Annotated in this window: 27 protein-coding genes and 2 pseudogenes; 14 read left to right on the forward strand and 15 right to left on the reverse strand. The window is 62.5% G+C overall.

Annotation, left to right across the window (positions count from 1 at the left end; genetic code table 11):
* Nucleotides 1–140 precede the first annotated feature (140 nt).
* The 8 genes from M1B34_RS03460 to M1B34_RS03495 all read right to left on the reverse strand — a co-directional run bounded on the left by M1B34_RS03460 (nucleotide 141) and on the right by M1B34_RS03495 (nucleotide 8,265).
* Nucleotides 141–1,508, reverse strand: a complete 1,368-nt coding sequence (locus tag M1B34_RS03460) for a DUF1329 domain-containing protein (RefSeq protein WP_123337085.1) — start codon at nucleotides 1,506–1,508, stop codon at nucleotides 141–143.
* 25 nt (nucleotides 1,509–1,533) lie between these two features.
* Nucleotides 1,534–3,324, reverse strand: coding sequence for a DUF1302 domain-containing protein (locus M1B34_RS03465; RefSeq protein WP_123337087.1), 1,791 nt, complete (start codon nucleotides 3,322–3,324; stop codon nucleotides 1,534–1,536).
* 489 nt (nucleotides 3,325–3,813) lie between these two features.
* Nucleotides 3,814–4,167, reverse strand: a complete 354-nt coding sequence (locus tag M1B34_RS03470; RefSeq protein WP_268264455.1) for a hypothetical protein — start codon at nucleotides 4,165–4,167, stop codon at nucleotides 3,814–3,816.
* A gap of 104 nt (nucleotides 4,168–4,271) precedes the next feature.
* Nucleotides 4,272–5,183: an SDR family oxidoreductase gene (locus M1B34_RS03475; RefSeq protein ID WP_123337091.1), complete on the reverse strand. Its 912-nt coding sequence runs from the start codon at nucleotides 5,181–5,183 to the stop codon at nucleotides 4,272–4,274.
* Between the two features lie 186 nt (nucleotides 5,184–5,369).
* Nucleotides 5,370–6,266 carry an alpha/beta fold hydrolase gene (locus tag M1B34_RS03480; protein WP_268264456.1) on the reverse strand — a complete coding sequence of 299 codons (897 nt, stop codon included), beginning with the start codon at nucleotides 6,264–6,266 and terminating at the stop codon, nucleotides 5,370–5,372.
* Entirely contained in the window at nucleotides 6,266–7,048 is a 783-nt protein-coding gene (locus M1B34_RS03485) for a class II aldolase/adducin family protein (protein WP_123337094.1), read from the reverse strand. The genes M1B34_RS03480 and M1B34_RS03485 overlap by 1 nt, the downstream gene beginning before the upstream one ends.
* Nucleotides 7,049–7,202: 154 nt before the next feature.
* The gene (locus M1B34_RS03490; protein WP_268262856.1) at nucleotides 7,203–7,889 is read right to left on the reverse strand and encodes an LrgB family protein; all 687 of its coding nucleotides are present in this window, start codon (nucleotides 7,887–7,889) and stop codon (nucleotides 7,203–7,205) included.
* Complete coding sequence (locus M1B34_RS03495) at nucleotides 7,879–8,265, reverse strand: CidA/LrgA family protein (protein WP_123337098.1); 387 nt, start codon at nucleotides 8,263–8,265, stop codon at nucleotides 7,879–7,881. Before M1B34_RS03495 ends, M1B34_RS03490 begins: the two co-directional genes overlap by 11 nt.
* A gap of 97 nt (nucleotides 8,266–8,362) precedes the next feature.
* On the opposite strand from M1B34_RS03495, the gene M1B34_RS03500 reads away from it, so the two are divergent.
* Entirely contained in the window at nucleotides 8,363–9,259 is an 897-nt protein-coding gene (locus M1B34_RS03500) for a LysR family transcriptional regulator (RefSeq protein ID WP_268262857.1), read from the forward strand.
* On the opposite strand, the gene M1B34_RS03505 is transcribed toward M1B34_RS03500, so the two are convergent.
* Nucleotides 9,240–9,695: a flavodoxin gene (locus M1B34_RS03505; protein ID WP_123337102.1), complete on the reverse strand. Its 456-nt coding sequence runs from the start codon at nucleotides 9,693–9,695 to the stop codon at nucleotides 9,240–9,242. The genes M1B34_RS03500 and M1B34_RS03505 overlap by 20 nt on opposite strands.
* A 156-nt stretch (nucleotides 9,696–9,851) precedes the next feature.
* Between M1B34_RS03505 and M1B34_RS03510 the strand changes: the two genes are divergently transcribed.
* On the forward strand, nucleotides 9,852–10,325 hold the full coding sequence (locus tag M1B34_RS03510) for a PAS domain-containing protein (protein ID WP_123337531.1): 474 nt from the start codon (nucleotides 9,852–9,854) through the stop codon (nucleotides 10,323–10,325).
* Nucleotides 10,326–10,380: 55 nt separating this feature from the next.
* Nucleotides 10,381–10,983: a hypothetical protein gene (locus M1B34_RS03515; RefSeq protein ID WP_268264457.1), complete on the forward strand. Its 603-nt coding sequence runs from the start codon at nucleotides 10,381–10,383 to the stop codon at nucleotides 10,981–10,983.
* 7 nt (nucleotides 10,984–10,990) lie between these two features.
* On the opposite strand, the gene M1B34_RS03520 is transcribed toward M1B34_RS03515, so the two are convergent.
* A complete protein-coding gene (locus M1B34_RS03520) occupies nucleotides 10,991–11,950 on the reverse strand; it encodes a MerR family transcriptional regulator (protein ID WP_268264458.1) in 960 nt (319 codons plus the stop codon).
* Between the two features lie 212 nt (nucleotides 11,951–12,162).
* Here M1B34_RS03520 and M1B34_RS03525 point away from each other — a divergent pair, with 212 nt between their 5' ends.
* From M1B34_RS03525 to M1B34_RS03550, 6 genes are all read left to right on the forward strand, one after another.
* Nucleotides 12,163–12,732, forward strand: a complete 570-nt coding sequence (locus tag M1B34_RS03525; protein WP_123337106.1) for an antibiotic biosynthesis monooxygenase — start codon at nucleotides 12,163–12,165, stop codon at nucleotides 12,730–12,732.
* 132 nt (nucleotides 12,733–12,864) lie between these two features.
* Nucleotides 12,865–13,575 (forward strand): dihydromonapterin reductase, encoded by a 711-nt coding sequence (gene folM, locus M1B34_RS03530; protein ID WP_268264459.1) that lies wholly within the window; start codon nucleotides 12,865–12,867, stop codon nucleotides 13,573–13,575.
* 21 nt (nucleotides 13,576–13,596) lie between these two features.
* Nucleotides 13,597–14,157, forward strand: coding sequence for a GTP cyclohydrolase I FolE (gene folE, locus M1B34_RS03535; RefSeq protein ID WP_268264460.1), 561 nt, complete (start codon nucleotides 13,597–13,599; stop codon nucleotides 14,155–14,157).
* Nucleotides 14,158–14,159: 2 nt separating this feature from the next.
* Entirely contained in the window at nucleotides 14,160–14,531 is a 372-nt protein-coding gene (gene folX, locus M1B34_RS03540) for a dihydroneopterin triphosphate 2'-epimerase (RefSeq protein ID WP_123337112.1), read from the forward strand.
* Between the two features lie 78 nt (nucleotides 14,532–14,609).
* Nucleotides 14,610–14,906 carry a DUF1244 domain-containing protein gene (locus M1B34_RS03545; RefSeq protein WP_123337115.1) on the forward strand — a complete coding sequence of 99 codons (297 nt, stop codon included), beginning with the start codon at nucleotides 14,610–14,612 and terminating at the stop codon, nucleotides 14,904–14,906.
* Entirely contained in the window at nucleotides 14,899–15,237 is a 339-nt protein-coding gene (locus M1B34_RS03550) for a HopJ type III effector protein (protein ID WP_123337117.1), read from the forward strand. The genes M1B34_RS03545 and M1B34_RS03550 overlap by 8 nt, the downstream gene beginning before the upstream one ends.
* A gap of 95 nt (nucleotides 15,238–15,332) precedes the next feature.
* Here M1B34_RS03550 and trxB read toward each other — a convergent pair whose 3' ends face one another.
* Nucleotides 15,333–16,295 (reverse strand): thioredoxin-disulfide reductase, encoded by a 963-nt coding sequence (trxB, locus tag M1B34_RS03555; RefSeq protein ID WP_268264461.1) that lies wholly within the window; start codon nucleotides 16,293–16,295, stop codon nucleotides 15,333–15,335.
* Between the two features lie 310 nt (nucleotides 16,296–16,605).
* Here trxB and cysZ point away from each other — a divergent pair, with 310 nt between their 5' ends.
* Both cysZ and M1B34_RS03565 read left to right on the forward strand, forming a co-directional pair.
* Entirely contained in the window at nucleotides 16,606–17,361 is a 756-nt protein-coding gene (gene cysZ, locus M1B34_RS03560; protein ID WP_268264462.1) for a sulfate transporter CysZ, read from the forward strand.
* A 40-nt stretch (nucleotides 17,362–17,401) separates the two neighbouring features.
* Entirely contained in the window at nucleotides 17,402–18,601 is a 1,200-nt protein-coding gene (locus M1B34_RS03565) for a glycosyltransferase family 4 protein (protein WP_123337123.1), read from the forward strand.
* Nucleotides 18,602–18,698: 97 nt separating this feature from the next.
* On the opposite strand, the gene M1B34_RS03570 is transcribed toward M1B34_RS03565, so the two are convergent.
* From M1B34_RS03570 to M1B34_RS03580, 3 genes are all read right to left on the reverse strand, one after another.
* Nucleotides 18,699–19,802: an NADH:flavin oxidoreductase gene (locus M1B34_RS03570; RefSeq protein WP_123337125.1), complete on the reverse strand. Its 1,104-nt coding sequence runs from the start codon at nucleotides 19,800–19,802 to the stop codon at nucleotides 18,699–18,701.
* Nucleotides 19,803–20,014: 212 nt separating this feature from the next.
* Nucleotides 20,015–20,497, reverse strand: a complete 483-nt coding sequence (locus M1B34_RS03575) for a glutathione peroxidase (RefSeq protein ID WP_123337127.1) — start codon at nucleotides 20,495–20,497, stop codon at nucleotides 20,015–20,017.
* Nucleotides 20,498–20,632: 135 nt separating this feature from the next.
* Nucleotides 20,633–21,118, reverse strand: a complete 486-nt coding sequence (locus M1B34_RS03580) for an FKBP-type peptidyl-prolyl cis-trans isomerase (protein ID WP_123337129.1) — start codon at nucleotides 21,116–21,118, stop codon at nucleotides 20,633–20,635.
* On the opposite strand from M1B34_RS03580, the pseudogene M1B34_RS03585 reads away from it, so the two are divergent.
* The 3 genes and pseudogenes from M1B34_RS03585 to M1B34_RS03595 all read left to right on the forward strand — a co-directional run bounded on the left by M1B34_RS03585 (nucleotide 21,087) and on the right by M1B34_RS03595 (nucleotide 24,491).
* Nucleotides 21,087–21,425, forward strand: a pseudogene (locus M1B34_RS03585) (DUF3565 domain-containing protein). The gene M1B34_RS03580 and the pseudogene M1B34_RS03585 overlap by 32 nt on opposite strands.
* 61 nt (nucleotides 21,426–21,486) lie before the next feature.
* Nucleotides 21,487–23,585 (forward strand): annotated as a pseudogene (pta, locus tag M1B34_RS03590) (phosphate acetyltransferase).
* Nucleotides 23,586–24,491, forward strand: coding sequence for an acyltransferase (locus M1B34_RS03595; RefSeq protein WP_268264463.1), 906 nt, complete (start codon nucleotides 23,586–23,588; stop codon nucleotides 24,489–24,491).
* Nucleotides 24,492–24,639: 148 nt separating this feature from the next.
* Here the strand turns inward: M1B34_RS03595 and cysN are convergent, their stop codons facing one another.
* Nucleotides 24,640–26,538 (reverse strand): sulfate adenylyltransferase subunit CysN, encoded by a 1,899-nt coding sequence (gene cysN / locus M1B34_RS03600; protein WP_123337135.1) that lies wholly within the window; start codon nucleotides 26,536–26,538, stop codon nucleotides 24,640–24,642.
* Nucleotides 26,539–26,572 lie beyond the last annotated feature (34 nt).

The raw sequence follows: 26,572 nt of genomic DNA on the forward strand, positions 1-26,572 counted from the left end.
GCCTTTTTATAGTTTTAGCCTGCGTGGACTCACCCTAGCCCTGTCCTTGGCGCTTGTTGAGAAACATTCAGTGCGCTGATCGGCAGCCATAAAAAAGGCGACCCAAAGGTCGCCTTTTGCCATCAAATGTATCCACCGCGTTACCGCACGCCGCTGGCTCGCAGTGCCGCCGGGGTGTAGTCCGCCGCCTTGGCCGCGAAGCCGAATTCGAAGCTGTGCTTCTCCTCGTTCTTCATGCCCAGGGCGATGTAACGGCCGGCGATGATGTCGTACAGGGTTTCCACGGTGTACGCCGGCACCTGGTGGTCGTAGTAGAACTGAGCGTGGCCTTCGGCGACCCGCCACAGCTGACCGCGACCGTCGTAGTGGTCCGCCAGGGCCACCTGCCAGCTGTCCTCGTCGAGATACATGTGGCGCTTGGCGTAGATGTGCCGCTCGCTGGGCTTGACGGTACCGACCACTTCCCAGACCCGGTGCAGCTCATAACGGGTCAGGTCCTGGTTGATATGCCCGGCCTTGATGATGTCGTCGTACTTGAGGCTGGGGGAATCCAGCTTGTAGCTGTTGTAGGGGATGTACATCTCCTTCTTGCCCACCAGCTTCCAGTCGTAGCGGTCCGGCGCGCCGGAGAACATGTCGAAGTTGTCCGAGGTGCGCAGGCCGTCGGCGGCGGTGCCCGGGCCGTCATAGGCCACTTGCGGGGCCCGGCGCACCCGGCGCTGACCGGCGTTGTAGATCCACGCCGAACGCGGTTCCTTGACCTGGTCGAGGGTCTCGTGGACCAGCAGCACGTTGCCCGCCAGGCGCGCCGGTGCGGTCACCGACTGCTTGAAGAAGGTCAGCACGTTGGCCGCCTTGGCCGGGTCCATGTCCGGAATCTGCTGCGGCACCGCCACTTCTTCCTCGAAGCGGATCGGCGTGTAGCTGCCGTTGGTCTGGGGCGTGGCCTGGGTGATGATGCGGCGCAGGTTGCCGCCGTGATAACGGGTGATGTGGTTCCACAGCACCTCCACGCCGTTCTTCGGAATCGGGAAGGCGTAGTAGCGATTGCCGGTGAAGTTGGCCAGGCCGTTACCGTCGTTGATCGCCTGCACATTCAGCGCACTGCGCTTGGCCGACTCGTAGATTTCCGCCGGCAGGCCCACGGTGCGATGGCTGGTGTAGACCGGGATCTTGTAAGTTTCCGGGTAGCGCTTGAACATCGCCACCTGGCCGTCCGAGAGCTTGTCCTTGTACTTGTCCACCGTGGCGGCGGTGATGATGAACAGGGGCTTTTCATTGGCGAACGGGTCAGCCAGGAAGCCCTTGCTGTCCACCGCACCGGCGTTTTTCGGAATGCCACCGGTCCAGGCCGGGATCGAGCCATCGGCATTCCCGGCCTTCTCCGCTCCCAGCGGGGTCAGGCTGGTGCCCAACTTGGCCGCCTCGTCGGGGGAGACCGCCGCCATCACGTTGGCGGCCAGCAAACTCAGGGCCAAGGCACTGCATTGCAGAATCATCTTGCGCATCAAAGTCGTCCTTCTCTTAGCCGGATCAGAAGTTCACGCCGAAGCTCAACGCGAGGAAGTCACGGTCGGTGAGGGTGTTGTAGTCACCGCCGAAAAAGTCGGTGTAACTGAGGCTCGCGGTGTAGGTGTTGCGGTAGTCGGCATCCACCCCGAGGCTCACCGCCTTGGCGCCCTGGTTGAACAGGCCGTTGGGGCCGTAGCCGTTGACGTCGTGGGACCAGGACAGGTTGGGCTTGAGGTTGATCCCGGCGATCACGTTGTTGTAGTCGAGGATGGCCCGGGCGCGATAACCCCAGGAAGTCGCGGTGACAAAACCGTCGGTGTCACCGTTGAACCCGTATTGCCCGTAGACCGAGTCGCGGCCATAACGCAGCTGGCTTTTCGACTCCAGGCCGCCGACGTGGACGATCGCGGCTTCGCCCACCAGGGTCAGGCGATCGGCCCCCAGTACGTGGTCGAAGAACTGGGTCATGCTGCTTTGCAGTTGGGTGATTTCCTTGCGCCGGTAGCCGGTATTGTCGGCGCCCATGGCGCTTGAAATCGGTGAAGCTGCACCGCCCGCGATGGGGTTGAGCAGGGCCAGGGTCACGTCGTTGGTGTTGATTTGCACCGGGGCGTTGGGCCGGTAGCTGATCTCGCCGCTCCACGCGGTGCCGGTGGGCAAGGTGGTGGAGAAGCTGGCGCCGTACAGGCGGATGTCTTCCGGGTATTCCAGGTAGTACTGGCCGCGGCCGAGCATCACGCTTTGCACCAGGCCCGCGCCGCTGCCCGGAACAATGCCGTTGGCGGCCGCAGCCAGCGCCCCCAGCGTGGCAAGGCTGACGTTGGCGGTGGTGGTGCCGACGATCGGGGTACGGGCGTGATAGTTCATGAAGTACAGGCCGTACTCGGTTTCGTCGCCAAGCCAGCGCAGGGCCGCGCCCCACTGGCCGGAATCCCGCGCATCACGGTCGCCGCCCCGGGGCAGGATCACCCCCTCGCGGCTGACCTCGAAGCCCAGGCCGGCGCCGGCGGCCAAGGGTTGCAACGGGCTGATGGCCGGGCTGCCGACGGTGTAGCCGGTGGTGCAGCCGTCCGCTGCCACGTCGCCACCAAAGAAGGTGCCGCAGTTGTCCAGGACCGTCTGGTCCCACTCCAGTTGATAGAAGCCTTCCACAGTCAATTGGTTGGTCAGCCCTTGGGAGGCGAACAGCATGTTCACCGGGATCAGGCCTTCCTTGATCTCGGCACCGGGGCGCCGGAATGCCGACACGTCGATCGGGTTGATGCTGTTGATGGAGTTGCCGATGAAGGTGCTTTCGCCCCAGCTGACCACTTGCTTGCCGGCGCGTACGGTGCCGGGCAGGTCGGCGATGGAGTAGTTGTGATAGACGAAGGCATCGAGGATCTGCGCACCGGACGACTTGGAGCCTTCCTTGCGATTGTGGTCACTGATGGGCTTGAACTCGCGGTCTTCATCCTTGAGTTCGAAGTCGTACCAGTACTTGCCACGCACGAACACGCCGGTGTCACCGTACTTGAGTTCCAGGTCGTGCAGGCCCTTGAAGATTTTCGAGAAGGTCTCGCCCTTCTTGAAATTCAGGCGTCCGTCATCACCGGTGGAGGACTGGCCACGGCCGCCATTGACCGTGCCCACATAGTCTTTGTCGGCATTGCGCATGCCCCAACTGGCGCCGACGGACAGCGACGAATCGAACTGCCCCTCGATCTCGCCAATATTGAATGAAACCGCCTGAGCCTGGGCACTGCAGCCCATGGCCACCGCGACGGCCAGCGCCTGCGGCGTGAAGATGGCGCGCATTGTTGTTTTTGTCATGCGTCTTCCCCGGTGAGTGACAGAAGGCCTCACCCTACTGCCGCTGTACCGGGTGCGATAAGCGCACCAAGGAGGTATTCGCAGTGTCGCTCAAAGGAGTGAATGCCTGCGCCAGCGGGGCTGTTCAGAGGCTTATGCATGGGCTGGATGCCGCTGCATCAGGGGAATGGATGGCGGGGATGAAGCCTGGAGCGGGCCACTGTTGTCCAGGATGTAACAGTCCTTGTCCCAATTGACTATTTTTCATTACGCAACAAGCACTTATTCTTGTCGCGCAGTCACGGCAAAGCGCCCGTCACTGCCGCCGAGGTGCTGTTGCAGCACCGGGGCATAACCCTTTCCAGCGCGCCTGAAGCCCTTGGGTTCAGGCCGCTCCCCCAGGTTCACTGACGTTGATTGGTAGCTCCTTGATCTAACGTCTTACTTCGGCCGCTGCTCTTGCAGCGGCCTTTTTTTATGCCTGTGGAAAACACGGGCCAGGGCAGGCGCCTAGGCGGTGTCGCCGTCATCGTAATGAAACCGGTGCAGCAGCCGATGCGCCACTGGCGACAGCAGCAGGCCGATGGTCGCAGCAAACACGATGTTGGCGTAAAGGCCATAACCGGCGAGGAACAGCTTGCCGCCGGGGGTGGTCGGCAAGCTGGCGGGCCCCACGCCGCCCAAGAGCATGGCGGCATTGATCAGGGCGTCGTGAAGGGGCATTCCTTCTTCGAAATACAGGTACCCGATGATGCCCAGGCCGATGGAAAAACCAATCAGCGCCAGCACCACCAGGGCGTGGAGAAACAACCGGCGGACAAACAACAAGCGGGATAACACGGGCTGGTCTTTTGACTCGTACATGCCTACGGCTCCTTATGCGTCGGGGGCGTCCACTGCCCATCGAGCATAAAGAGCCCGGCCTCAGGAGTAAAACCGCGCTCTCCCGGCCCGCCCTGTGCCGAGTTTCAGAGGGCGTACTTTTGCAGGTTGTGCATCATTTCCTTCAGGGCTTCGATGTTATCCCCAGGGTGGGCCGCGCCTTCGAAGTCGCAGATCTGCTGCCAGTGGGCCGCCACTTCCTCCGGTGAAAAGCCCTGGCGCGGGTCGAAGCCGACCCCCAGGCTGCGCTCCCAGCGCACCTTCCCCATCCAGCCCCCGCCCACTTCGAACAGGCCGGAAGTTTCCTGGCATTGCTCGCTGCCCAGGTACACCACCAGCGGGCTCACCAGTTCCGGCTTCAGCTGTTCGAAGACTTGCGGCGGAATCAGCCCCTCGGTCATGCGCGTGCCGCCGGTGGGTGCGATGGCGTTGACCAGGATGTTGTTCTTGCGGCCCTCGATCGCCAGGGTGCGGGTCAGGCCGTACAGCCCCAACTTGGCCATGCCGTAGTTGGACTGGCCGAAGTTGCCGTAGATGCCTGAAGTGGACGCGGTGAAAATCACCCGGCCATAACCCTGCTCACGCAGATGAGGCCAGGCGGCGCGGGTGACTTTATAGGCACCCTCGACATGCACCCGGTACACCAGGTCCCAATCGGCGTCGTCCATCTTGTGAAAGGTTTTGTCCCGCAAGATGCCAGCGTTATTGACCACCACATCGACCCGGCCAAAGACATCCAGGGCGTGCTGCACGATCTTTTCCCCGTCGGTCACCGAATCATGGTTGGCCTCGGCAATGCCGCCGGCCTCACGAATTTGCGCCACCACCCGATCCGCCGCCGAGGCATTGGCGCCCTCGCCTTGAGTGGATCCGCCCAGGTCGTTGACCAGCACTCGCGCCCCGTGTTTGGCGAACAGCAATGCATGAGCCCGCCCCAGGCCACCGCCAGCGCCGGTAATGACCACGACTTTATCTTCGAAGCGTACAGACTCACTCATACCGAACTCCAACGGGGGCAATGGACAATGCCCCGAGTGTCAGGCAGGCGGCTTCTGGTCACAATAAATACGTTTGCGGCTGAATGGTGGGCAATAAGGCAGCAGGATGATCGCCCAGGTCGGGGCAAGCAGGGCCCGCAGGATCGGGCAGAACGCACGGAACAGGGCCTAGGCGATGCGTCGCAGTCAGGCCATTTTCAGCGGCGGCAGCACGAGCTTTTCGCGAAAGCCCAGGTAATGCCGGAGTACCTGGACCGGGGCTTCGGTTTGCGGATATTGACCGATCCCGGCCAGCAGCACGGTCTGCGGATTGGGGATCAGTTCGCGGTAACGCTCGACCATGTCTGCCCCGGAGGTGCAGCCCAACGCGCCACTGATCAAGCTCAGCGGCACGTCGTTGCGCTGCATCGCGGCGACCCAGCGTTCACGCAGGAGCCGGCGTTCGGGGATGTAGGCGATCAATTTGTGCAGGATGCGCGGCCCATGATTGCTTTCCACCAGGCTCCAGAAGTCATCCAGGGCGCTTTCACTGGGGCGGGTCTGCGGGCCGAAAATCTGGCTGAAACTCTTCACCAGCGCATCACGACTGAAGGTGCGCCCAAGCATCCAGCCCACCGGACTGAGCAGAAGTTTTTGCATCAGCACCGGGCGATGGGCTTCGGGGAATAGGCCGCCGTTGAGAAACACGCAACTGGCCAGGGTCAGCCGCGCCTCGTAATGCCGGGCCAACAGCTCCTGGGCAACGCTGTCGCCATAATCGTGGGCCAGCACATGCAGCGGCGACTCGATATTCAAGTGGGCCAGCAATGCCTGCTGCAAGTCCGCCTGTTCCAGCAGGCTGTAGGCATGGTCTAGCGGCTTGGCCGAATCGCCAAACCCCAGCATGTCGCAGGCAATCACTTGGTAGCGCTGGGCCAGGGGTTGCCACAGGTAATGCCAATCCCAACTGGCCGTGGGGAAACCATGGATCAGCAGCAGCGGCTCGCCGTGACCGGCCACCCAATAGCGAATGGCCTGCCCGCGAAACATGAAACTGCGCCCGCGCTTGCGCCAGACGGAGAGGGGAATCTCGGCCAGTGGCATTAGAGTTTGTAACCCGAGTCTTGTTGATCGAGCTTGCGCAGCAGCGCCGGCCAGGCCAGTGCTCCGCCCATGCCCTGGGCGCTTTTGGTCACCCCGGCGATCATCGCCCGGGCACCAGCCAGGACCTGCGGTTCGATGGCGATCAAGGCCGCGCCGCCGCCCTGGGCCAGCACCTGGATATCGCAGGCGCGCTGGAAGGTGAACATCATCAGGAAAGTGTCGGCGATGGTGCTGCCGCAGGTGAGCAGCCCGTGGTTGTGCAGCATCAGGAAATTGTTCGGCCCCAGGTCCGCCTGCAAGCGCACCTTCTCTTCAGGGTTCAGGGCCACCCCTTCGTAGGCGTGGTAACCCAGGCTCGACAGCACGAACAGGGATTGCTGGCTGATGGGCAACACGCCCTGCTGCTGGGCCGACACCGCCACCCCGGAAGCCGTGTGGGTGTGCAGCACACAGACCACGTCGTGACGCACTTCATGCACCGCGCTGTGAATGGTGTAGCCGGCCGGGTTGATCTCGTAGGGGCTGGCCATCAGCTTGTTGCCGGCCTGGTCGACCTTCACCAGGCTGGAGGCGGTGATCTCGTGGAACATCAAGCCGAAGGGGTTGATGAGGAAGTCTTCAGTGCCCGGCACCTTGGCGGAAATATGGGTGAAAATCAGGTCGTCCCAGCCATGCATCGCCACCAGGCGATAACAGGCCGCCAGGTCGACGCGGGTTTGCCACTCGGCCGCGCTGACTTGCTCTTTCACACTCTGCGTCGATGGAACGGGGGCTAGGCTCACGGCAAGGACCTCGATGCTGGTTTTTTTTGTTATGTGTGGGCAGGCATGAACAGCAGTCTAGCCAGCCGCCGAGGCTGGCGTAGTTGCATTGGCAGCCAGCTTACTGACCGAGCGAGTCAGTGCCGAGAATGGCCCCTGACGCAGCCGATGGCGCTCATAACAACCAGGCCAGCACCGGCGCGGCAAACAGATTCAGCAGCCCGGTGAGGACCATCACCAGCCCCGCCACCGAGCCCTCTTCACCGCCCACTTCACGGGCCCGGCTAACGCCCGCACCGTGGGCCCCAACGCCAAACAGGGCACCGCGAGCCAGGGCGCTGCGCAACGGCAACCAACGCAGCAGCACGCCACCCAGCAGGGCCCCAAAGACGCCGGTGAACATCACGAACACCGCGGTCAACTCAGGCACGCCGCCCAGGTCATGGGCCAGGGGCATGGCGAAGGGTGTGGTGATGGAGCGCGGCACCAGGGACAAGGTCACCGAGCTGTCCAGCGCCAGGACCCTGGCCAGGCCAAAGGAACTGGCAATGGAGGCGGTGCTGCCGGCCAGCATCCCGAGCAACAGCGCCGACCAATGGCGCATCAGCAAATGCCGTTGCTGCCAGATCGGCACCGCGAAGGCCACGGTCACCGGCCCCAACACCAGCATCAGCCAGTGGGTGTTGGCGGCGTATTCGGCGTACGCCGTGTGCATCGGCACAGCAATCGCCAACAACAGGGCCGGCACCAGGATCAGCGGCGAGAGCAAGTAGCGTCCGCTGCGGGCATACAACCAGCGGCTGAACAGGTACGCGCCCAGCGTCAGGGCCAGCCAGAACATCGGCATCAGCTCAAGCGTCATGGCGCATCCGCCAGCGGCAAGCCCACTCCACGGTAAAGGCCGTGACCAGCATCACCATCAAGGTGCTGACGCCGATCACCAACAGGATCCGCCAACCGTCCTCGCGCAGCAGGCCGCCGTAGTCCAGCAGGCTCATCAGCGCGGGGATGAAAAACAGCAACATCTCGGCCATCAACAACCCCGCGCCCAACTGCAACGCCGCCGGCTTGACCCAGCCCAGGGCGAACACCAGCAACAGCAACGCCAGCCCGATCACCCCACCGGGAATCGGCCAGGCCAGCCAGCTCGCCAACTGGCAGCCCAGCAGGTAAATCGCCAGCAGGATGGCCAGTTCGGCCAGCAGTCGGCCCAGGTGTTTGAAGGTGGCAATGTTCATCGGCTTCGGTCCTCGCAGGCGTTCATGTTAAAGAAGCGCCCACCATCACCGAAGCGAATTGTTAGACTGGAAGGCATTCCAAAATGGAATTCAGGCCATGGACTTCAAGCAGCTGCGCAGTTTTGTCGAAGTGATCCATCAAGGCGGTTTTACCCAAGCGGCCAAGACCCTGCACATCAGCCAGTCGGCGGTCAGCAAGCAAATCGCCCAGCTGGAGCAGAGCCTTGGAACCCCGCTGCTGGATCGCCAGGGTTCCCATATTCACCTGACGGCGGCCGGCAACGTGGTCCTGCAACGGGCCGAAGGCATGCTCCGGCTGCGCAGCGAATTGCTCAGTGAATTGGATGACTTGAGCCAATTGGCCCGTGGCGAGTTGCGCCTGGGCTTGCCGCTGCTGGGCAGCGATGCCCTGTTTGCCGGGTTGTTCGCCGAATACCGCCGACGCTACCCGAACATCAGTGTGCAACTGCTGGAAGGCGGCAGCCTGAACATCGAGCAGGCGGTGCAAACCGGCGAGCTGGAACTGGGCGGCAGCCTGACGCCCAAAGACCCGCTGTTCGACTACCAGTCTTTTTGCGACGAACCTCTGGACGCCCTGCTGCCGGCCGACCACCCCTTGGCGATGAATGCTCAGGTGCGGCTGGAGGAATTGGCCGAGACGCCCTTCCTGCTGTATCAGCGCAGCTTCGTGCTCAACGATCGCCTGCTCCAGGCCTGCCAGCAAGTGGGCTTTACCCCCAAGGAAGGCGGGCGCAGCGGCCAGGCGGATTTTCTCGCGGCCCTGGTGGCTGCCGGGCAAGGCGTGGTGCTGCTGCCCAGCGTGGTCGCCCGGGGCCTGGTGAGGCCAGGCGTGGTGCGCCTGACCCTCAAGGCCCCCGAGTACCTGCGCTGGGACATTGCCTTTATCTGGCGTCGCGGGGCCTATCTGTCCAAGGCCGCGCAAGCCTGGCTGGCGTTGCTGCGCGAGCGCAGGGTCAGCCGCGCAGCGCCTTGACCAGATCGCCCAGCCAAGGCTCGGCATCGGTTTCCGGGGTCACGCTTTCACTCGCGTCCAGGCGCAGCATCGGCAGCACCTCGGTAACCCCAAGCTCGGCAAACAGCTCGCGCATCTGCTCGCCACCACCACAGAAGGTGTCGCCGTAACTGGAGTCGCCTAGGCCGATCACCGCCCCAGGCAGGCCACGCCAAGCGGCGGGCAATTGGTCACGAAGGGTCGAATACAGCGGCACCAGGTTGTCCGGCAGCTCACCCATGCCCGTGGTGGAGGTCACGGCCAAAAAGGCTTGTGGGGCGAACGCCTGGAGCTCCGCCAGGGTCGCGCGGGGGTTGTGCAAGGCCTCGAAACCTGCGGCTTTGAGAAGGTTGGCAGCGTGCCGGGCGACTTCTTCAGCCGTGCCGTACACCGAGCCGGAAAGGATGGCGACTTTCATCAATCTGATCCTGAAGCTGAGTAAAAGACTGGGATATTAACAGCTAGGCGCTAAAATCCGGACCCTGGGCGGTCGTCCCAAAAGCTAATGGCAAGTGGACAGCTTGCCGGCATCTCTTAAAATGCGGCACCTGCCGAACGATTGCGGAACCTGATGATGATCAATGCTCACTTGCTGCAACGGATGATCAACGCCTCCAACGACGGCATTGTGGTCGCCGAACAGGAAGGCGAAGACAACATCGTGATCTACGTGAACCCGGCGTTCGAGCGGCTCACGGGCTACAGCGCCGACGAAGTGCTGTACCAGGATTGCCGCTTTCTCCAGTCCGGCGATCGCGACCAGCCAGGCCTGGTGGCGATTCGTCAGGCCCTGAGCCAAGGCCAGCCGTGCCGTCAGGTCCTGCGCAATTACCGCAAGGACGGCAGCCACTTCTGGAATGAGCTGTCGATCACCCCGGTGTTCAACGACAGCGACCAACTGACCTACTTCATTGGGGTGCAGAAAGACGTCACCGCGCAGGTCAAGGCACAACAGCGGCTGGCCCAGCTGGAGCAGCAACTGGCCGAAGCCCAGGCTGAGCTGGCCGCAATAAAGGCGACAAACGGCGAAAACAATTTATCGAATTAGTGGTCAGTAGCTATATTCCCCCGACGACTTTGTAACCTTTTCTTTCGAGCAGACCATGCGCGATGCCCTACTGACCCAGGATGAACTGGACTTCATTCAGACCATGCAGCACAACCCGCAACTCAACATGCGGGATGCCAACTCGAGCCTGATGGTCAACGGTGGCGCGCAGATTCGTGATTTGCTCACGCGGCTGGCCGCCAATGAAAAGGTCACCATCCAGGCGCATTTCGAAAATCAGCAAATGACCTTCCCCCTGCACCTCGTGGAAGACGAGTTCCATGCCCTGCACCTGCGCCTGGGCGTGCCGAGCATCTACGAGGACGGCCCGATGGTGCGGCCATGGCGCCTGATTCTGGATGAGCCGGTGGCCCTGGAAAACGCCAAAGGCCAACCCGGGCAGCTGTGGGTTCACGAGGTGTCGTTCAAAGGGGTACTGCTGGAGATCCGCAACCGCACCAAACCGCCCAAGCAGTTCGCCTTGTGGTTCAGCCCCTCGGGTTATGAGCGCATCGCCTTGCATGGCAAGTTCGAGCGCGAGACTGACAGCGGCTTTTATGCCTACCGCCTGGACCAGAGCGATCTGGAAGAAACCGAGCGGCTACGCCAGTTCATCCTGCAACAACATCGCCTGACCCATCCCGCCCTTCACGCCTGACCCGCGCTCAGGTATCCAATTTGCCGCTGAGAAACTGCCGCAGCCGTTGTGGGATCACCCGTGCGTCGTTACCCAGGCAGGCCACCGGTGAAGTGGCGAGACTGTCCTGGGCCAGTTCGGCGGTATCGCCGGCCAGCATCAAAGGGCAATCCAGGGTCATGGCCAGGCGATTCAGGCGTCGTGGCAGCTCGGCGGCCGGCGCATGGTTGGAAAACAGCACCAGCGCCGCCGGCTTGATCTTCTCGCAAACCAGGGTCAATTCATCCAGGGGCGCACCCTGCCCCAGCACCCGGACCTCGAACTCGCCGCTGCCCAGCATCAGGGCCGTCACCAGCAACTCCAACTCACGCCCCTGATCACCCAGCGCCGCCAACAGCAACGGCCGCGCCTGGGCACCTCGTTGCAAGGCCAGGCACTGACTGATCCGCGCCCGCAAAAAGCCGTCGAGAAACAACCACTCACAGGCACGTCCAAACGCTTCCTGGGCCTGCAGCAGTTGCCTCCAGAACGGCATGAGAATGTCCTGGAACACCACGGTCAGTGAATAGCTGGAAAAAATCTGCCCGTACAACCGCTCCAGTTGCGCCTCGTCAAAGGCACTGACCGCCACCCCCAACTGGCTGCGCCACTGCGCGTATTCGCCCTGCAACCCCTCATCCGGCGCCACACGGTCCAGGTTCTGGGCCACCTGGGTCTTGGCCAGGATCTTGCCAACCTTGCTCACCGACACGCCGCGCTCGATCCAGCCGAGGATCTCGCGGACCGTCTCGACATCGCCCATGGAGTACAGGCGATGCCCACTTTCAGTGCGCGTGGGCTGGATCAAACCATAGCGCCGCTCCCAGGCGCGCAAGGTCACAGGGTTGATCCCGGTCAGCCGCGAAACTTCGCGGATCGGAAACAGATCGTCCTGCACCAGGGGGCTGGCGGGCTGGGAGACGCGGGCAAGTTCAGTCATGACGGGCATCTGGGGAGAAAACACCGATTAAGCAAAGTGGCGGCCATTCTACTCTTCCTGGGCCGCTGTGCCTCAAGCCAGACAAAAGCCGACCAATGTCGTTGGTGGTTGGCCAGGAATCAGGAATAATCCTTGCTTGTTCGCAAACGCGGCCCAACACCCCGGGCCACGTTCGGCGCCTGCCTTATCCAGGCAGCGCATAGGCTTTACGGAGATACATAATGTCTACCTCACCCGTCACCTTGATGGTTGCCCGGCGCGTTGCCGACGGGCGTTACCAGGATCTGATCGCCTGGCTGCGCGAAGGCGAGCAACTGGCCACCGACTTTCCCGGCTACCTGGGCTCCGGCGTCCTGGCCCCGCCGCCCGACGATGACGAATTCCAGATCATCTTCCGCTTTGCCGACGAGCAGACTCTGCACACCTGGGAGCACTCGGCGTCGCGCACCGCCTGGCTGGCCCGCGGCAGCGACCTGTTCGCCCACCCGTCCGAGCATCGGGTCAGTGGCATCGACGGCTGGTTTGGCGCCATCGATCAACGCCCACCGCGCTGGAAACAGGCCGTGGCGATCTGGCTGGCATTCTTTCCGGTGTCCCTGCTGTTCAACTTCGTCCTCGGCCCGCTGCTGAGCGACCTGAGCCTGCTGCCCCGGGTCTTCGTCAGCACCCTGGCCCTGACGCCGCTGATGGTCTACCTGTTCATCCCGCTGTCGACCCGGTTGCTGGCCAACTGGCTCCACAGCACCCCGGTCCGCACGCTGCCAGCCACTCCATCGACCCAAAACCCGTGATTCGCCAGCGAGCCGGCTCCCACCTGTAGGAGCCGGCTTGCCAGCGATGCTCCCCCCGGGCGCAACAGCCACAACAGGCACAGCGCGCCACCCGCTGGTATAGTTTTGCTCCACCCGCGACGCGAGCCCTCCATGAACCCCTCCTCCGCCCCGATCCTGATCACGGGTGCCAGCCAGCGTGTCGGCCTGCATTGCGCCCTGCGCCTGCTGGAAGACGGGCACCCGGTCATCGTCACCTATCGCAGCGATCGCCCCGGCCTGCAGACCTTGCGCGAAAAGGGCGCGACCCTGCTGTTCGCCGACTTCTCCAGTGAAGCCGGAATCCTGGCCTTGATCGGCGAGTTGAAAAACCATACCGACCGCTTGCGGGCCATCGTCCATAACGCTTCAGAGTGGCTGGCGGAAACCCAGGACCAGGAAGGCGCTGCCTTCACCCGCATGTTCAGCGTGCACATGCTCGCGCCCTACCTGATCAACCTGCATTGCGCCGAACTGCTGGAACGCTCCACACCGGCGGATATCGTCCATATCAGCGACGACGTGACCCGCAAAGGCAGCAGCAAGCACATCGCTTACTGCGCCAGCAAAGCCGGCCTGGAGAGCCTGACCCTGTCGTTCGCCGCCCAGTACGCGCCGCGCATCAAGGTCAACGGCATCGCCCCGGCCCTGCTATTGTTCAACCCCGGCGACGACGCGGCGTACCGCGCCAAGGCCCTGGCCAAATCCGCGCTGGGCATCGAACCCGGCAGCGAAGTGATCTACCAGAGCCTGCGCTATCTGCTGGACAACCCCTATGTCACCGGCACGACCCTGACCGTTAATGGCGGACGACACGTCAAGTAAGCCTTCCCGCGAGGATGTTGTATGTCTTTATCCCTGCCCCAGCACTACCGCGAGATTCTCAAGGGTCTTGGCGAAAACCCCGACCGCGAGGGCCTGCTCGACACGCCGCAACGCGCGGCCAAGGCCATGCAATACCTGTGTCACGGTTATGAGCAGTCGCTGGAAGAGATCGTCAACGGCGCCCTGTTCGCCTCGCAAAGCGATGAAATGGTGATCGTGGCCGACATCGAACTGTATTCACTGTGCGAACACCACTTGCTGCCCTTCATCGGCAAGGCCCATGTGGCTTATATTCCCACCGGCAAAGTGCTGGGCCTGTCGAAGATCGCGCGAATCGTCGACATGTTCGCCCGGCGCCTGCAGATCCAGGAGAACCTCACCCGGGAAATCGCCGACGCGGTGCAGCGTGTAACCCAGGCCGCCGGCGTGGCCGTAGTGATCGAGGCCAAGCACATGTGCATGATGATGCGCGGCGTCGAGAAACAGAATTCCACCATGCACACCTCGGTGATGCTCGGCGCCTTCCGCGACTCGAGCACCACACGCCAGGAATTCCTGCAATTGATTGGACGGAGTAAGTAGCAATGCCACAACTTCAGCCAGGAATGGCTCGCATCCGGGTCAAGGACCTGCGCCTGCGAACCTTTATCGGCATCAACGAGGACGAAATCCTCAACAAGCAGGATGTGTTGATCAACCTGACCATCCTCTATGCCGCCCAGGAAGCCGTGCGCGATAACGACATCGACCACGCCCTGAACTACCGCACCATCACCAAGGCGGTGATCGCCCATGTAGAGGGCAACCGTTTTGCCCTGCTCGAACGCCTGACCCAGGAGTTGCTGGACCTGGTGATGAGCAATGGGTCGGTGCTGTACGCCGAAGTCGAAGTCGACAAACCCCACGCCCTGCGTTTTGCCGAGTCGGTGTCAATTACCTTGGCGGCCAGTCGTTAGCGGCAAGCTGCACGTCGAAAGCCGAACGGCTTTGGCTTGCAGCGGCTGCTGTCTTCCACTTTTTTCGCAGTGAACCTTATGACTTCCCAAGAACGTCTTGAACTTGAGGCCGCGGCCTTTCGCCGCTTGGTGGCGCACCTGGACAGCCGCAAGGATGTGCAGAATATCGACCTGATGAACCTGTCCGGTTTCTGCCGCAATTGCCTGTCCAAGTGGTACAAGGCCGAGGCCGACGAGCGCCAGATCGAGCTCAGCCTCGATGACGCCCGTGAAGTGGTGTACGGCATGCCCTACGCCGAATGGAAAAATCTCTACCAGAAAGAAGCCAGCGCCGAGCAGCAAGCGGCGTTCGCCAAAGGAAAAACCCATGACTGACCTGAACACCCTGCGCGCCAGCCTCAAGAGCGGCGAACACGCCTTCGCTGACACACTGGCCTTTATCGCCGCCGGTTACGACTACCAGCCGCAAGCCTTCACCAATGGCGACGTGGAAAACGCCGCCGGGCAGAACGAAGGCTCGTGCAAGACCCTGGGCCTGGCCCTGCTGGAAGGCTTGAGCGATGAAGAAGCCCTGCTGGCCTTCGGTGAGCATTACCGCTCCGTACTGGCCACCCCGCAAGGCAGCGACCACGGCAACATCCGCGCCCTGATCGCCCATGGCCTGGCCGGCGTGAAGCTGGCGGCCCAGCCCCTGACCCGGCGCTGATCCCTGCCCCACACGCCACCCCGTAGGAGCGGCGTTGGTCAGAGGGTTGCCCATAAAAAAACCGGCTTGCGCCGGTTTTTTTTATTGCAACGGATTTAGAACGACGCGTTCTGCAGGCCGTCCAGGTAACGCTCGGTGTCCAGTGCCGCCATGCAGCCGGCACCGGCCGAGGTGATGGCCTGGCGGTAAACGTGGTCAGCCACGTCACCGGCCGCGAAGATGCCTTCGACGCTGGTGGCAGTGGCATTACCATCACGACCGCCCTGCACCACCAGGTAACCGTCCTTGAGCGCCAGCTGGCCTTCGAACAGCGAGGTGTTCGGGGTGTGGCCGATGGCGATGAACACGCCGTCGACTTTCAGCTCGTCGAAGCTGCCGTCGTTGTTCTTCAAGCGCGCACCGGTCACGCCCATGTTGTCGCCCAGCACTTCGTCCAGGTTGGAGTTCAGCTTGAGTTCGATTTTGCCTTCAGCAACCCGGGCATTCAGCTTGTCGATCAGGATCTTCTCGGCGCGGAACGTATCGCGACGGTGGATCAGGGTGACCTTGCTGGCGATGTTGGCCAGGTACAGGGCTTCTTCGACAGCGGTGTTACCGCCACCGACCACGGCCACAGGCTTGTTGCGATAGAAGAAACCGTCGCAGGTGGCGCAGGCGGAAACACCTTTGCCCATGAACGCTTCTTCCGATGGCAGGCCCAGGTAACGAGCGCTAGCGCCGGTGGCAATGATCAGGGCATCGCAGGAGTAGGTCGCGCTGTCGCCGGTCAGGGTGTAAGGCTTGGCGGCGAAGTCCACGGCGTTGATATGGTCGAAAACGATCTCGGTCTCGAAACGCTCGGCGTGTTCACGCATGCGATCCATCAGCGCCGGGCCGGTCAGGCCGTGGACGTCGCCCGGCCAGTTGTCGACTTCGGTGGTGGTGGTCAGTTGGCCGCCAGCCTGCATGCCGGTGATCAGCAAAGGCTTGAGGTTGGCGCGGGCCGCGTAGACCGCAGCGCTGTAACCGGCAGGGCCGGAACCGAGAATAATCACACGCGAATGGCGTACTTCAGACATGAGTCACTCCTATCGACCGGCCCGGGTGACCTGGCGCGGAACGCCGGATAGCCGGCTGGAATAAAAAAGGACGGCGAAACCTTGGGGAAGGTTAAAACTCGCCCGTCCCAAAAAATATGGGTGAAGCGTATAGAGGGGGCGAAGATTAAGGAAATACGGTTTAACAATCCAGCTCATAGGCGGTCTCTATCCGGTAACGCTCCATTTCAAAGGGGCTTTGTTACCGTTGATGTCGACCTGTTCGCCGCGCTTTCACCACTCGGGCAAAGCCGGTAAGGTCGGCGCGTTTTCCACTGCTCGGAGCACTTTTATGCCCGCCCCCGTACTGTCCGGCCCGCAATACCTGCGTGAAGGCCTGAAGCTGGTCCTCAGCCCGGGCCTGCGCTTGTTCGTCCTCCTGCCCCTGATGATCAATCTGGTGTTGTTCGTCGGATTGATCTATCTGGCCGGCCATCAGTTCAGCCTGTGGGTCGACACCCTGATGCCCTCACTCCCCGATTGGCTGAGTTTCCTCAGCTACCTGCTCTGGCCGCTGTTCGTGGTGCTGGTGGCGCTGATGGTGTTTTTCACCTTCACCATGTTGGCCAATATCATTGCCGCGCCCTTCAACGGTTTTCTCGCGGAGAAAGTCGAGATCGTGGTACGTGGCACCGACGAGTTCCCGGCGTTCAGTTGGGGCGAGCTGATCGCCATGATCCCCCGCACCCTGGCGCGGGAAATGCGCAAGCTGGGCTATTTCCTGCCCCGGGCCATCGGCCTGTTCATCCTTTCGTTCATTCCCGTGGTGAACCTGATCGCGGCGCCGCTGTGGCTGTTGTTCGGCGTGTGGATGATGGCGATCCAGTACATCGACTACCCGGCGGACAACCACAAGCTGGGCTGGAACGAAATGCTCGCCTGGCTGCGTGAGAAGCGCTGGCAGAGCCTGGGGTTCGGCGGCATCGTCTACCTGGCGCTGATGATCCCCTTCGTCAACATCCTCATGATGCCGGCCGCCGTGGCCGGGGCCACCCTGTTCTGGGTCCGCGAACGCGGGGCCGAGAAGCTGGTGGCCGAGCAAGGCTGATCGGGTCACAAATCCATCATCGCAACGTCATGCGGGCGACATGGCCTCAGCCGACACTGAGGTCATGACGACAGCCCTGCACATCACCCTGATCACCGAAACCTTCCCCCCGGAAATCAACGGCGTGGCCAATACCCTGGGCCGCCTGTGCGACGGCCTGCGCGCCCGTGGACACCAGGTTGAGCTGATCCGCCCACGCCAGGGTTGTGATCAGACCCGCCCCAGCGACGACGCCTTGCTGTTATGCCGCGGCTGGCCGCTGCCGGGGTATCCAGGCCTGCAATGGGGCCAGTCGTCGATGCACAAGCTGTTACGCCGCTGGAAGCGCCAGCGCCCGGACGTGTTGTACATCGCCACCGAAGGCCCCTTGGGGCTGTCTGCCCTACGGGCGGCGCGGCGCCTGGGGATTTCCGTGGTCAGCGGTTTCCACACCAACTTCCAACAGTACTCCAGCCAGTACGGCCTGGGCCTGTTGACCCGCCTGCTGACCCATTACCTGCGCTGGTTTCACAACCGCTCCCAATTGACCCTGGTGCCCAGCACCAGCCAGCGCCTGGAATTGGAACGTCGGCATTTCGAACGCCTGGCCCTGCTGGCCCGAGGCGTCGACAGCCAACTCTTCCACCCCACCAGGCGCCGCAACGAGCTGCGGGAAAGCTGGGGCCTGGGGCCCGACGATGTTGCGGTGATCCACGTCGGGCGCCTGGCACCGGAAAAAAACCTCGGCCTGCTCAAGCGCTGCTTCAACAGCCTGAGCAACGCCTATCCACAACGGCGGATGAAGCTGATTGTGGTGGGCGATGGGCCACAGCGGGCGGACTTGCAGCAGGAACTGCCCGAGGCGATTTTTTGTGGCAGCCAGCGCGGCGAAACCCTGGCCAGTCATTACGCGTCGGGGGACTTGTTTCTTTTTCCCAGCCTGACCGAGACCTTCGGCAACGTGGTGCTCGAAGCCCTGGCATCGGGGTTGGGCGTGGTGGCGTATGACCAAGCCGCGGCCGCCCAGCACATTCGCCACGGCTATAACGGGGTGCTGGCCATGCCGGGGGATGAAAGCGCCTTCTGCGACGCCGCCACCTGGCTGCTGGAGGAGCAGGAAACCCTGCGTCGGGTGCGGCTCAATGCTCGGCAACATGCCAGCCGCCAGGGCTGGCCGGCAATCATCGAGCAGTTTGAGAACCAATTGCGCGGGGCCTGCCAGGTCGAGCAAGGGCTGCCTGACGGCCGGTTACTGCCTTGAACACTGCAGCACTGAGACCGGGCTGATCTGAACCCATCATCGGCAAACCCACGCCATCTCGGTCGAAGGCGTGGGCCTGCCCGTGATCAGGTCGCGCTTAAACCAAGGTCATCAACGCCTCGCGGCTGAAGGGCAGGATGTCTTGCTCACGACCTTCACGCACCTTCTGCGCCCAATCCGGATCCACCAACAGGGCGCGGCCCACGGCCACCAGGTCGAACTCGTCGTTGTTCAGGCGCTCCAGGAGCTTTTCCAGACTCGCCGGTTGCGCCACCTTGTCTGTGTTGACCATGAACTGCAGAAACTCGCCGTCCAGGCCGACGCTGCCCACGGTGATGGTGGGTTTGCCGGTGAGCTTGCGGGTCCAGCCAGCCAGGTTGAGCTCGGAACCTTCGAACTCCGGCTCCCAGAAACGCCGCGTCGAGCAGTGGAAAATATCCACGCCGGCATCCGCCAGAGGCTTGAGGAACGCGCCCAGGGCTTCCGGGGTTTGCACCAGGCGAGCGCTGTAATCCTGCTGCTTCCACTGGGAGAAACGGAAGATGATCGGGAAGTCCGGGCCCACCGCCGCACGCACCGCCTGGATCAACTCAATGGCAAAACGCGAACGCTGGGCCAGGTCGCCGCCGTACTCGTCGGTGCGCTGGTTGCTGCCTTCCCAGAAGAACTGGTCCACCAGATAGCCATGGGCACCGTGGATCTCCACGCCGTCCATGCCGATGCTCTGGGCATCCTTGGCCGCCTGGGCGAACGCTGCGATGACCTGCTGAATGTCTTGATGGGTCATGCCGTGCACCACCACCTGCCCGTCCTTGAGCTTCTCGCAGGGGCCAAAGCCCGGCACGCTGGCGTCCGGCTCAGTGCCCAGGCGTCGCACGTTGCCCACGTGCCAGAGTTGCGGAACGATCTTGCCACCTGCCGCGTGGACCGCATCCACCACTTTCTTCCAGCCGGCCAGGGCTGCCTCACCGTAGAAATGCGGCACGTTGGGGTAGCCGTTGGCGGCCGGATGCCCGACGGTGGTGCCTTCGGTGATGATCAGGCCCACGCCGGCTGCGGCACGACGCCGGTAGTATTCGATGACTTTCGAGTTGGGGACGCCACCCGGGGAAAACGAACGGGTCATGGGCGCCATGACCACACGGGTCGGCAACTCCAGGGCGCCGAGCTGGAAAGGTTTGAACAAGGCTTGTACGGGCATGCGGCACTCCGGGGATCAGCGGGCTCGGATCATTGATCGGGACGTCGACACCCGACAGGACGCGGGCCGACAAACTTATGATGGCGATAATATTCATCGTCTGAAGCGCAGCACAGCACTATTGATCAGGGTGATTAAGGTGCAAAAGCGCAGAAGGGAATTCAAGGAAACTCGGAGGGAACTGGCCGGGCAGCGGGGCCCGGCAGTCAGGGTCAGCTCAGGGCTTTTTCGATCGCCTGAACCACCGCCGGATCATCCGGTGCCGTGCGTGGGGAGAAACGCGCCAGGACGCGACCGTCCTTGCCCAGGAGGAATTTCTCGAAGTTCCAGGTGATATCCCCCGGGAACTCCGCGCCTTCGCCCGCCAGCAGACGGTACAACTGGTGACGCTCCGGACCATTCACCTCCAGCTTGCTGCTCAGCGGAAAGGTCACGCCATAGTTGAGGCTGCAGAAGTCCTGAATCTCCTGCTCGGAGCCTGGCTCCTGCCCGGCGAACTGATTGCACGGCAGGCCCAAGACACTGAACCCCTGGCCCTTGTACTGCTGATAGAGGTTCTCCAGCGCCGCGTATTGTGGTGTCAGGCCACACTTGGAGGCGACGTTGACCACCAGCACGACGTGCCCTTTGAAAGGGGCGAGCGGTAGCTCCTGACCATCCAGGGCTTTCAATTTAAGGTCGTGAAAAGCACTCATGACGAACTCCAAATTCCCGTGTTCTAACAGAAAACAGCCTCTCGACAGCACACCCTGTGCCCACGGCAATAACCGCGCCGACTAAAAAGGCGCCCTCGGGCGCCTCTCCAGTCAACTTGAGCTTAGCGCAGAAAATCAGTGGTGATGGCCACCTTCGCCATGGACGTGGCCATGAGCGATTTCTTCCTGGCTGGCGTCGCGGATGGCGACGATTTTTACTTGGAAGTTCAGACGCTGGCCGGCCAACGGGTGGTTGCCGTCAACGGTCACGTCGTCGCCGTCCAGGTCACGGATGGTGACGATCTGCATCTGGCCGTCCGGAGCGGACGCGTGGAACTGCATGCCCACTTCCAGCTCGTCGACGCCTTCGAACATGCTGCGGCTCAAGGTGCTGACCAGTTCGGCCGCGTATTCGCCGTAGGCATCTTCAGGTTCTACGGCAACGGTCAGTTCATCACCAACCTGCTTGCCTTCCAGGGCTTTTTCCAGGCCTGGGATGATGTTACCTGCGCCTTGCAGGTAGACCAGCGGGGCGCCGCCGGCAGAGCTGTCGATGACCTCACCAGCGTCGTTGGTCAGGGTATAGTCGATGGAGACAGCCTTATTGGCGGCGATCAGCATGGGGCGAGACCTTTTGCATTAGAAATGAAGAGCAGCAAGTTTAGCGAAGCCATCGCTCGAAAGCGAACGGAACCCAGACAGACGGACACCCATGAAACCCTCCACAGTCACCGGTTTTCATCAGGATGAAGACAGCCATTGGGTCGTCGAACTGTCCTGCGGCCACACCCAGCACTTGCGCCACCTGCCGCCCTGGCAATCCCGCAGCTGGGTCCTGGACCCCGCGCAACGCCAGGAAAAAATAGGCCAGGCCTTTGCCTGTGGCTGGTGTGCGCAGGGCGCGGATAACGATAACCTTAGCGCCTGACGATCAGGTAGGCGGCCAGCCATAGACCGCCACCTTTGCCATGCACCTTCTGAGAATTCGCATGCAAACTTTTTTTATCGCGCCCACCGATTTTGGTGTGGGTCTGACCTCCATCAGCCTCGGGCTGGTGCGCACCCTGGAACGGGCCGGCCTGAAAGTCGGCTTTTTCAAGCCCATTGCCCAGCCCCATCCCGGCGATACCGGCCCCGAGCGCTCCACTGAGCTGGTGGCCCGCACCCACGGCCTCAAGCCGCCGCAGCCCCTGGCGCTGGCCCATGTCGAGCGGATGCTCGGCGACGGTCAGTTGGATGAGCTGCTGGAAGAAATCATCACCCTCTATCAGGAAGCCGCCATCGGCAAGGACGTGCTGATCGTCGAGGGCATGGTGCCGACCCGCAGCGCCAGCTACGCGGCCCGGGTCAACCTGCACCTGGCGAAAAGCCTGGATGCCGAGGTGATCCTGGTCTCGGCGCCGGAAAACGAAGTGCTCACCGAACTGTCCGGGCGCGTGGAGTTGCAAGCGCAGCTGTTTGGCGGCCCGCGAGACCCGAAAGTGCTCGGGGTGATCCTCAACAAGGTGCGCACCGACGAAAGCATGGAGCAATTCTCCGCGCGCCTGAAAGAACACTCGCCGCTGTTGCGCAGCGGCGACTTCCGCCTGCTGGGCTGCATCCCCTTCCAGCCGGAACTGAATGCCCCGCGCACCCGCGATGTGGCGGACCTGATGGGCGCCCAAGTGCTCAATGCCGGCGACTATGAAAGCCGGCGCATGAGCAAAATCATCATTTGCGCGCGCACCATGCGCAACACCGTGGAACTGCTCAAGCCCGGCGTGCTGGTGGTAACCCCGGGCGACCGCGACGACATCATCCTCGCTGTCAGCCTGGCAGCGATCAACGGCGTGCCTCTGGCCGGACTGCTGCTGACCAGTGACACCCTGCCCGACCCACGGATCATGGAGCTGTGCCGCGGCGCGCTGAATGCCGGCCTGCCGGTGCTGTCGGTGAGCTCCGGCTCTTACGACACCGCCAACCAGCTCAATGGCCTGAACAAGGAAATCCCCATCGATGACCGCGAGCGCGCGGAAATCATCACCGACTTCGTCGCCAGCCACCTGGACGCCCGCTGGCTGCACCAGCGCTGCGGCACCCCGCGGGAAATGCGCCTGTCACCGGCGGTGTTCCGCTATCAGTTGATCCAGCGTGCCCAGGAGGCCAACAAACGCATCGTCCTGCCGGAAGGCAGCGAGCCGTTGACCGTACAAGCGGCGGCTATCTGCCAGGCCCGGGGCATTGCCCGCTGCGTGCTCCTGGCCAAACCGGAAGACGTGCAGGCCGTGGCCCGCGCCCACGGCATCGAGTTGCCGCCGGGCCTGGAGATCCTCGACCCGGACCTGGTGCGCGAGCGCTACGTGGAGCCCATGGTGGCTTTGCGCAAGAGTAAAAGCCTCAACGCGCCCATGGCCGAGCAGCAACTGGAAGACCCGGTGGTGATCGGCACCATGATGCTGGCCCTGGATGAAGTCGACGGCCTGGTCTCGGGGGTCATTCACTCCACCGCCAACACCATTCGCCCGGCCCTGCAACTGATCAAGACCGCACCCGGCTGCACCCTGGTGTCCTCCGTGTTTTTCATGCTGTTCCCCGAGCAGGTGCTAGTGTACGGCGACTGCGTGATGAACCCGCACCCCAGCGCCAGCGAACTGGCGGAGATTGCCCTGCAAAGCGCCGACTCGGCCGCCGCCTTCGGCATCACCCCGCGAGTGGCGATGATCAGCTATTCCAGCGGCGACTCGGCCAGCGGCGAAGAAGTGGAAAAGGTCCGCGAAGCCACCTTGCTGGCCCATGAAGCGCAAAGCACGCTGCTGATCGACGGCCCGCTGCAATATGACGCCGCTGCCAATGAAAACGTGGCCCGGCAACTGGCCCCCAACAGCCAGGTCGCCGGCAAGGCCACGGTCTTTGTGTTCCCCGACCTGAACACCGGCAACACCACCCACAAGGCGGTGCAACGCAGCGCCGATTGCGTGAGCCTGGGGCCGATGCTGCAAGGCCTGCGCAAACCGGTGAACGACCTGCCGCGCGCGCCCAGGTCGATGACATCGTCTACACCATCGCCCTCACCGCGATCCAAGCCGCCAACCGACCTATGGATGTCTAAATGCTGGAATTTCTGCCTGCCGCCCTGCGCGGGGTCATCGCCTCGCTGCTCCTGGCGCTGAACACCATCCTGCTGTGCTCGTTTCTGTTCTGCGTGGCGATCGTCAAGGCCCTGCCCTTCGCCCTCACCCAGCGCTTGAGCCTCTGGCTGATGAACCACACCCACGAGGCCTGGATCAGCAACAACAAGGCCTGGATGCAACTGGTCTGCCGCACCCGCTGGCACCTGCGCGGCCTGGAGGGCCTGGACTACCAGCACTCTTATCTGGTGACCAGCAACCACCAGAGCTGGGTCGACATCATGGTGCTGCAGTACGTGCTCAACCGACGCATCCGCCCGCTGAAGTTCTTTCTCAAGCAGGAACTGATCTGGGTGCCGGTCATCGGCCTGGCCTGGTGGGCATTGGGCTTTCCCTTTATGAAGCGCTATTCCAAGGCCTACCTGGAGAAGTACCCGGAAAAGAAAGGCAAGGACCTGGAAACCACCCGCAAGACCTGCGCGAAGTTTCGCAACCAGCCGGTGGGCATCTTCAACTTCGCTGAAGGCACGCGCTTTACCGAGGGCAAGCACGCCCAGCAGCAATCACCGTTTCGCTACCTGCTCAAACCCAAGGCCGGCGGCATTGCCTTTGTGCTGGATGCCATGGGCGAACAGTTGGAGTCCATCGTCAACGTGACCATCCACTACCCAGCCGGACGGCCCGGTTACTGGGACCTGCTGTGCGGTCGAGTCAAAGACGTGGTGGTGCAGTTTGAAGAATTGCAGATTCCGCCACAGTTCATTGGCAAGAATTATGAGCAGGATGGGGAGTACCGGTTGGCGTTCCAGGGGTGGATCAATAAGCTGTGGGAAGACAAAGATGCACTGCTCGAGCGGTTGCATCAGGAATATCCTGGCCGGTCTTGAGGGTTCCATCGCCGGCAAGCCGGCTCCTACGGTTGATCGCATTCCCATGTAGGAGGCGACTTGCCGGCGATGACATCAGCCGCAACACCCACAATGCAAAAGCCCGCCACCGATCACTCGGTGGCGGGCTTTTTTGTGGCCGCGTGGTTTAGATCGCGCCGCGTTGACGCAACAGATCCAGCACCTGCTTGACGCTTTCTTCCAGCGACAGGGCCTGGGTGTCGATCACCAGATCGGCATTCAACGGCACGTCGTAAGGGAAGGACTCGCCCGGGATGTTATCCCCGCCCGCCGCGTACAGGCCTTGCGGATCGCGCTCGGCGCACACCGCTGGAGAAGCCTGGACGTAAACGGTCAGCAAACGCTCCTTGCCGATCAGCGCCTTGGCCTGTTCACGGCCTTCAGCGTCCGGTGCAACAAAAGCGGCCAGGGTCAGCAGGCCGGCTTCGTTGAACTGACGGGCCACGTGGGCCGCACGACGCCAGTTCTCGGTACGCCCGGCGCGGTCCTGAGGCAGGCCCTTGTTCAGGTCGTGACGCAGGTTCTGGCCATCGAGGACGAACACCGCGCGGCCCATGTCGAACAGGCGACGCTCAACCGCATAAGCCAGGGTGCTTTTGCCAGCACCCGACAGGCCGCTGAACAGCACGGTAGCCGGTTGCTGGCCGAAGCGCAGGGCGCGCTCTTCGGTGGCCACGTGGGCCAACTTGCCGTGCTGAGCCGAGCTGCCGTGGGTGACCGGCGGAGCGATGATCATGCCCGCCGCCACGGTGCCGTTGGTCAAACGGTCGATCACGATGAACGCACCGGTGGTGCGGTTGCTGTCGTAACCGTCCAACGCGATGGCGGCGTCGAGGCTGACCTTGACCCGGCCGATCTCGTTCAGTTGCAGCGAACTCGCCGGGCCTTCGGCCAGGGTGTTCACATCCACACGGTGCACGATGCTGGTGATGGAACCCGGCACGTAGCTGGTGGCGCGCTTGATGTCGTACTTCTTGCCGGGCAGCATCGGCTCTTCGGCCATCCACACCAGCATGGCGTCGAAGGCGTCGGTCACTTGCGGCACGTTGTCGGCATGCACCAGCAGGTCGCCACGGGAGATGTCGATCTCGTCTTCCATGGTCAGGGTCACGGCCTGGCCTGGGCCGGCGTGCTCCAGCTCACCTTCGAAGGTGACGATGGATTTGACCCGGCTGCTCTTGCCCGACGGCAGGACCACGACTTCGTCGCCCTTGTGCACGATGCCGCTGGCCAGGGTGCCGGCGAAACCGCGGAAGTTCAGGTTCGGACGGTTGACGTACTGCACCGGGAAACGCAGGTCGGTGTAGTTGCGGTCGTTGGCGATCTCGACGGTTTCCAGGATCTCCATCAACGATTGGCCGGTGTACCAAGGCGAACGCTCGCTCTTGTTCACCACGTTGTCGCCCTTGAGCGCCGACATCGGCACGAAAGCCAGGGTGCTCGGCTTGAAAGCGATACCGTCGGCGAACTTCAGGTAATCGGCCTTGATCTGCTCGAATACGCTTTGATCGAAGCCATTGATGTCCATCTTGTTGACGGCCACCACGATGTGTTTGATCCCCAGCAACGAGGCGATAAAGCTGTGGCGACGGGTCTGGGTCTGAACGCCGTAGCGGGCGTCGATCAGAATGATCGCCAGGTCACAGGTGGACGCACCGGTGGCCATGTTGCGGGTGTACTGCTCATGGCCGGGGGTGTCGGCGATGATGAATTTACGCTTGGCAGTGGAGAAGTAGCGGTAGGCGACATCGATGGTGATGCCCTGCTCACGCTCGGCCTGCAGGCCGTCAACCAGCAACGCCAGGTCGATATCGTCGCCGGTGGTGCCGACTTTCTTCGAATCGCGGGTGATGGCTTCCAGGTGATCTTCGTAGATCATCTTGGAGTCGTGCAGCAGGCGCCCGATCAGGGTGCTCTTGCCGTCGTCGACGTTGCCGCAGGTCAGGAAGCGCAACATTTCCTTGCGCTCGTGCTGGCCCAGGTAGGCGAGGATGTCCTCGCTGATCAAATCAGATTGGTGGCTCATTGGGTTCAAGCTCCGAGCTGTAAGCTTCAAGCGG

Source organism: Pseudomonas morbosilactucae, from assembly GCF_023241715.1.
GTDB classification, from domain to species: domain Bacteria; phylum Pseudomonadota; class Gammaproteobacteria; order Pseudomonadales; family Pseudomonadaceae; genus Aquipseudomonas; species Aquipseudomonas morbosilactucae.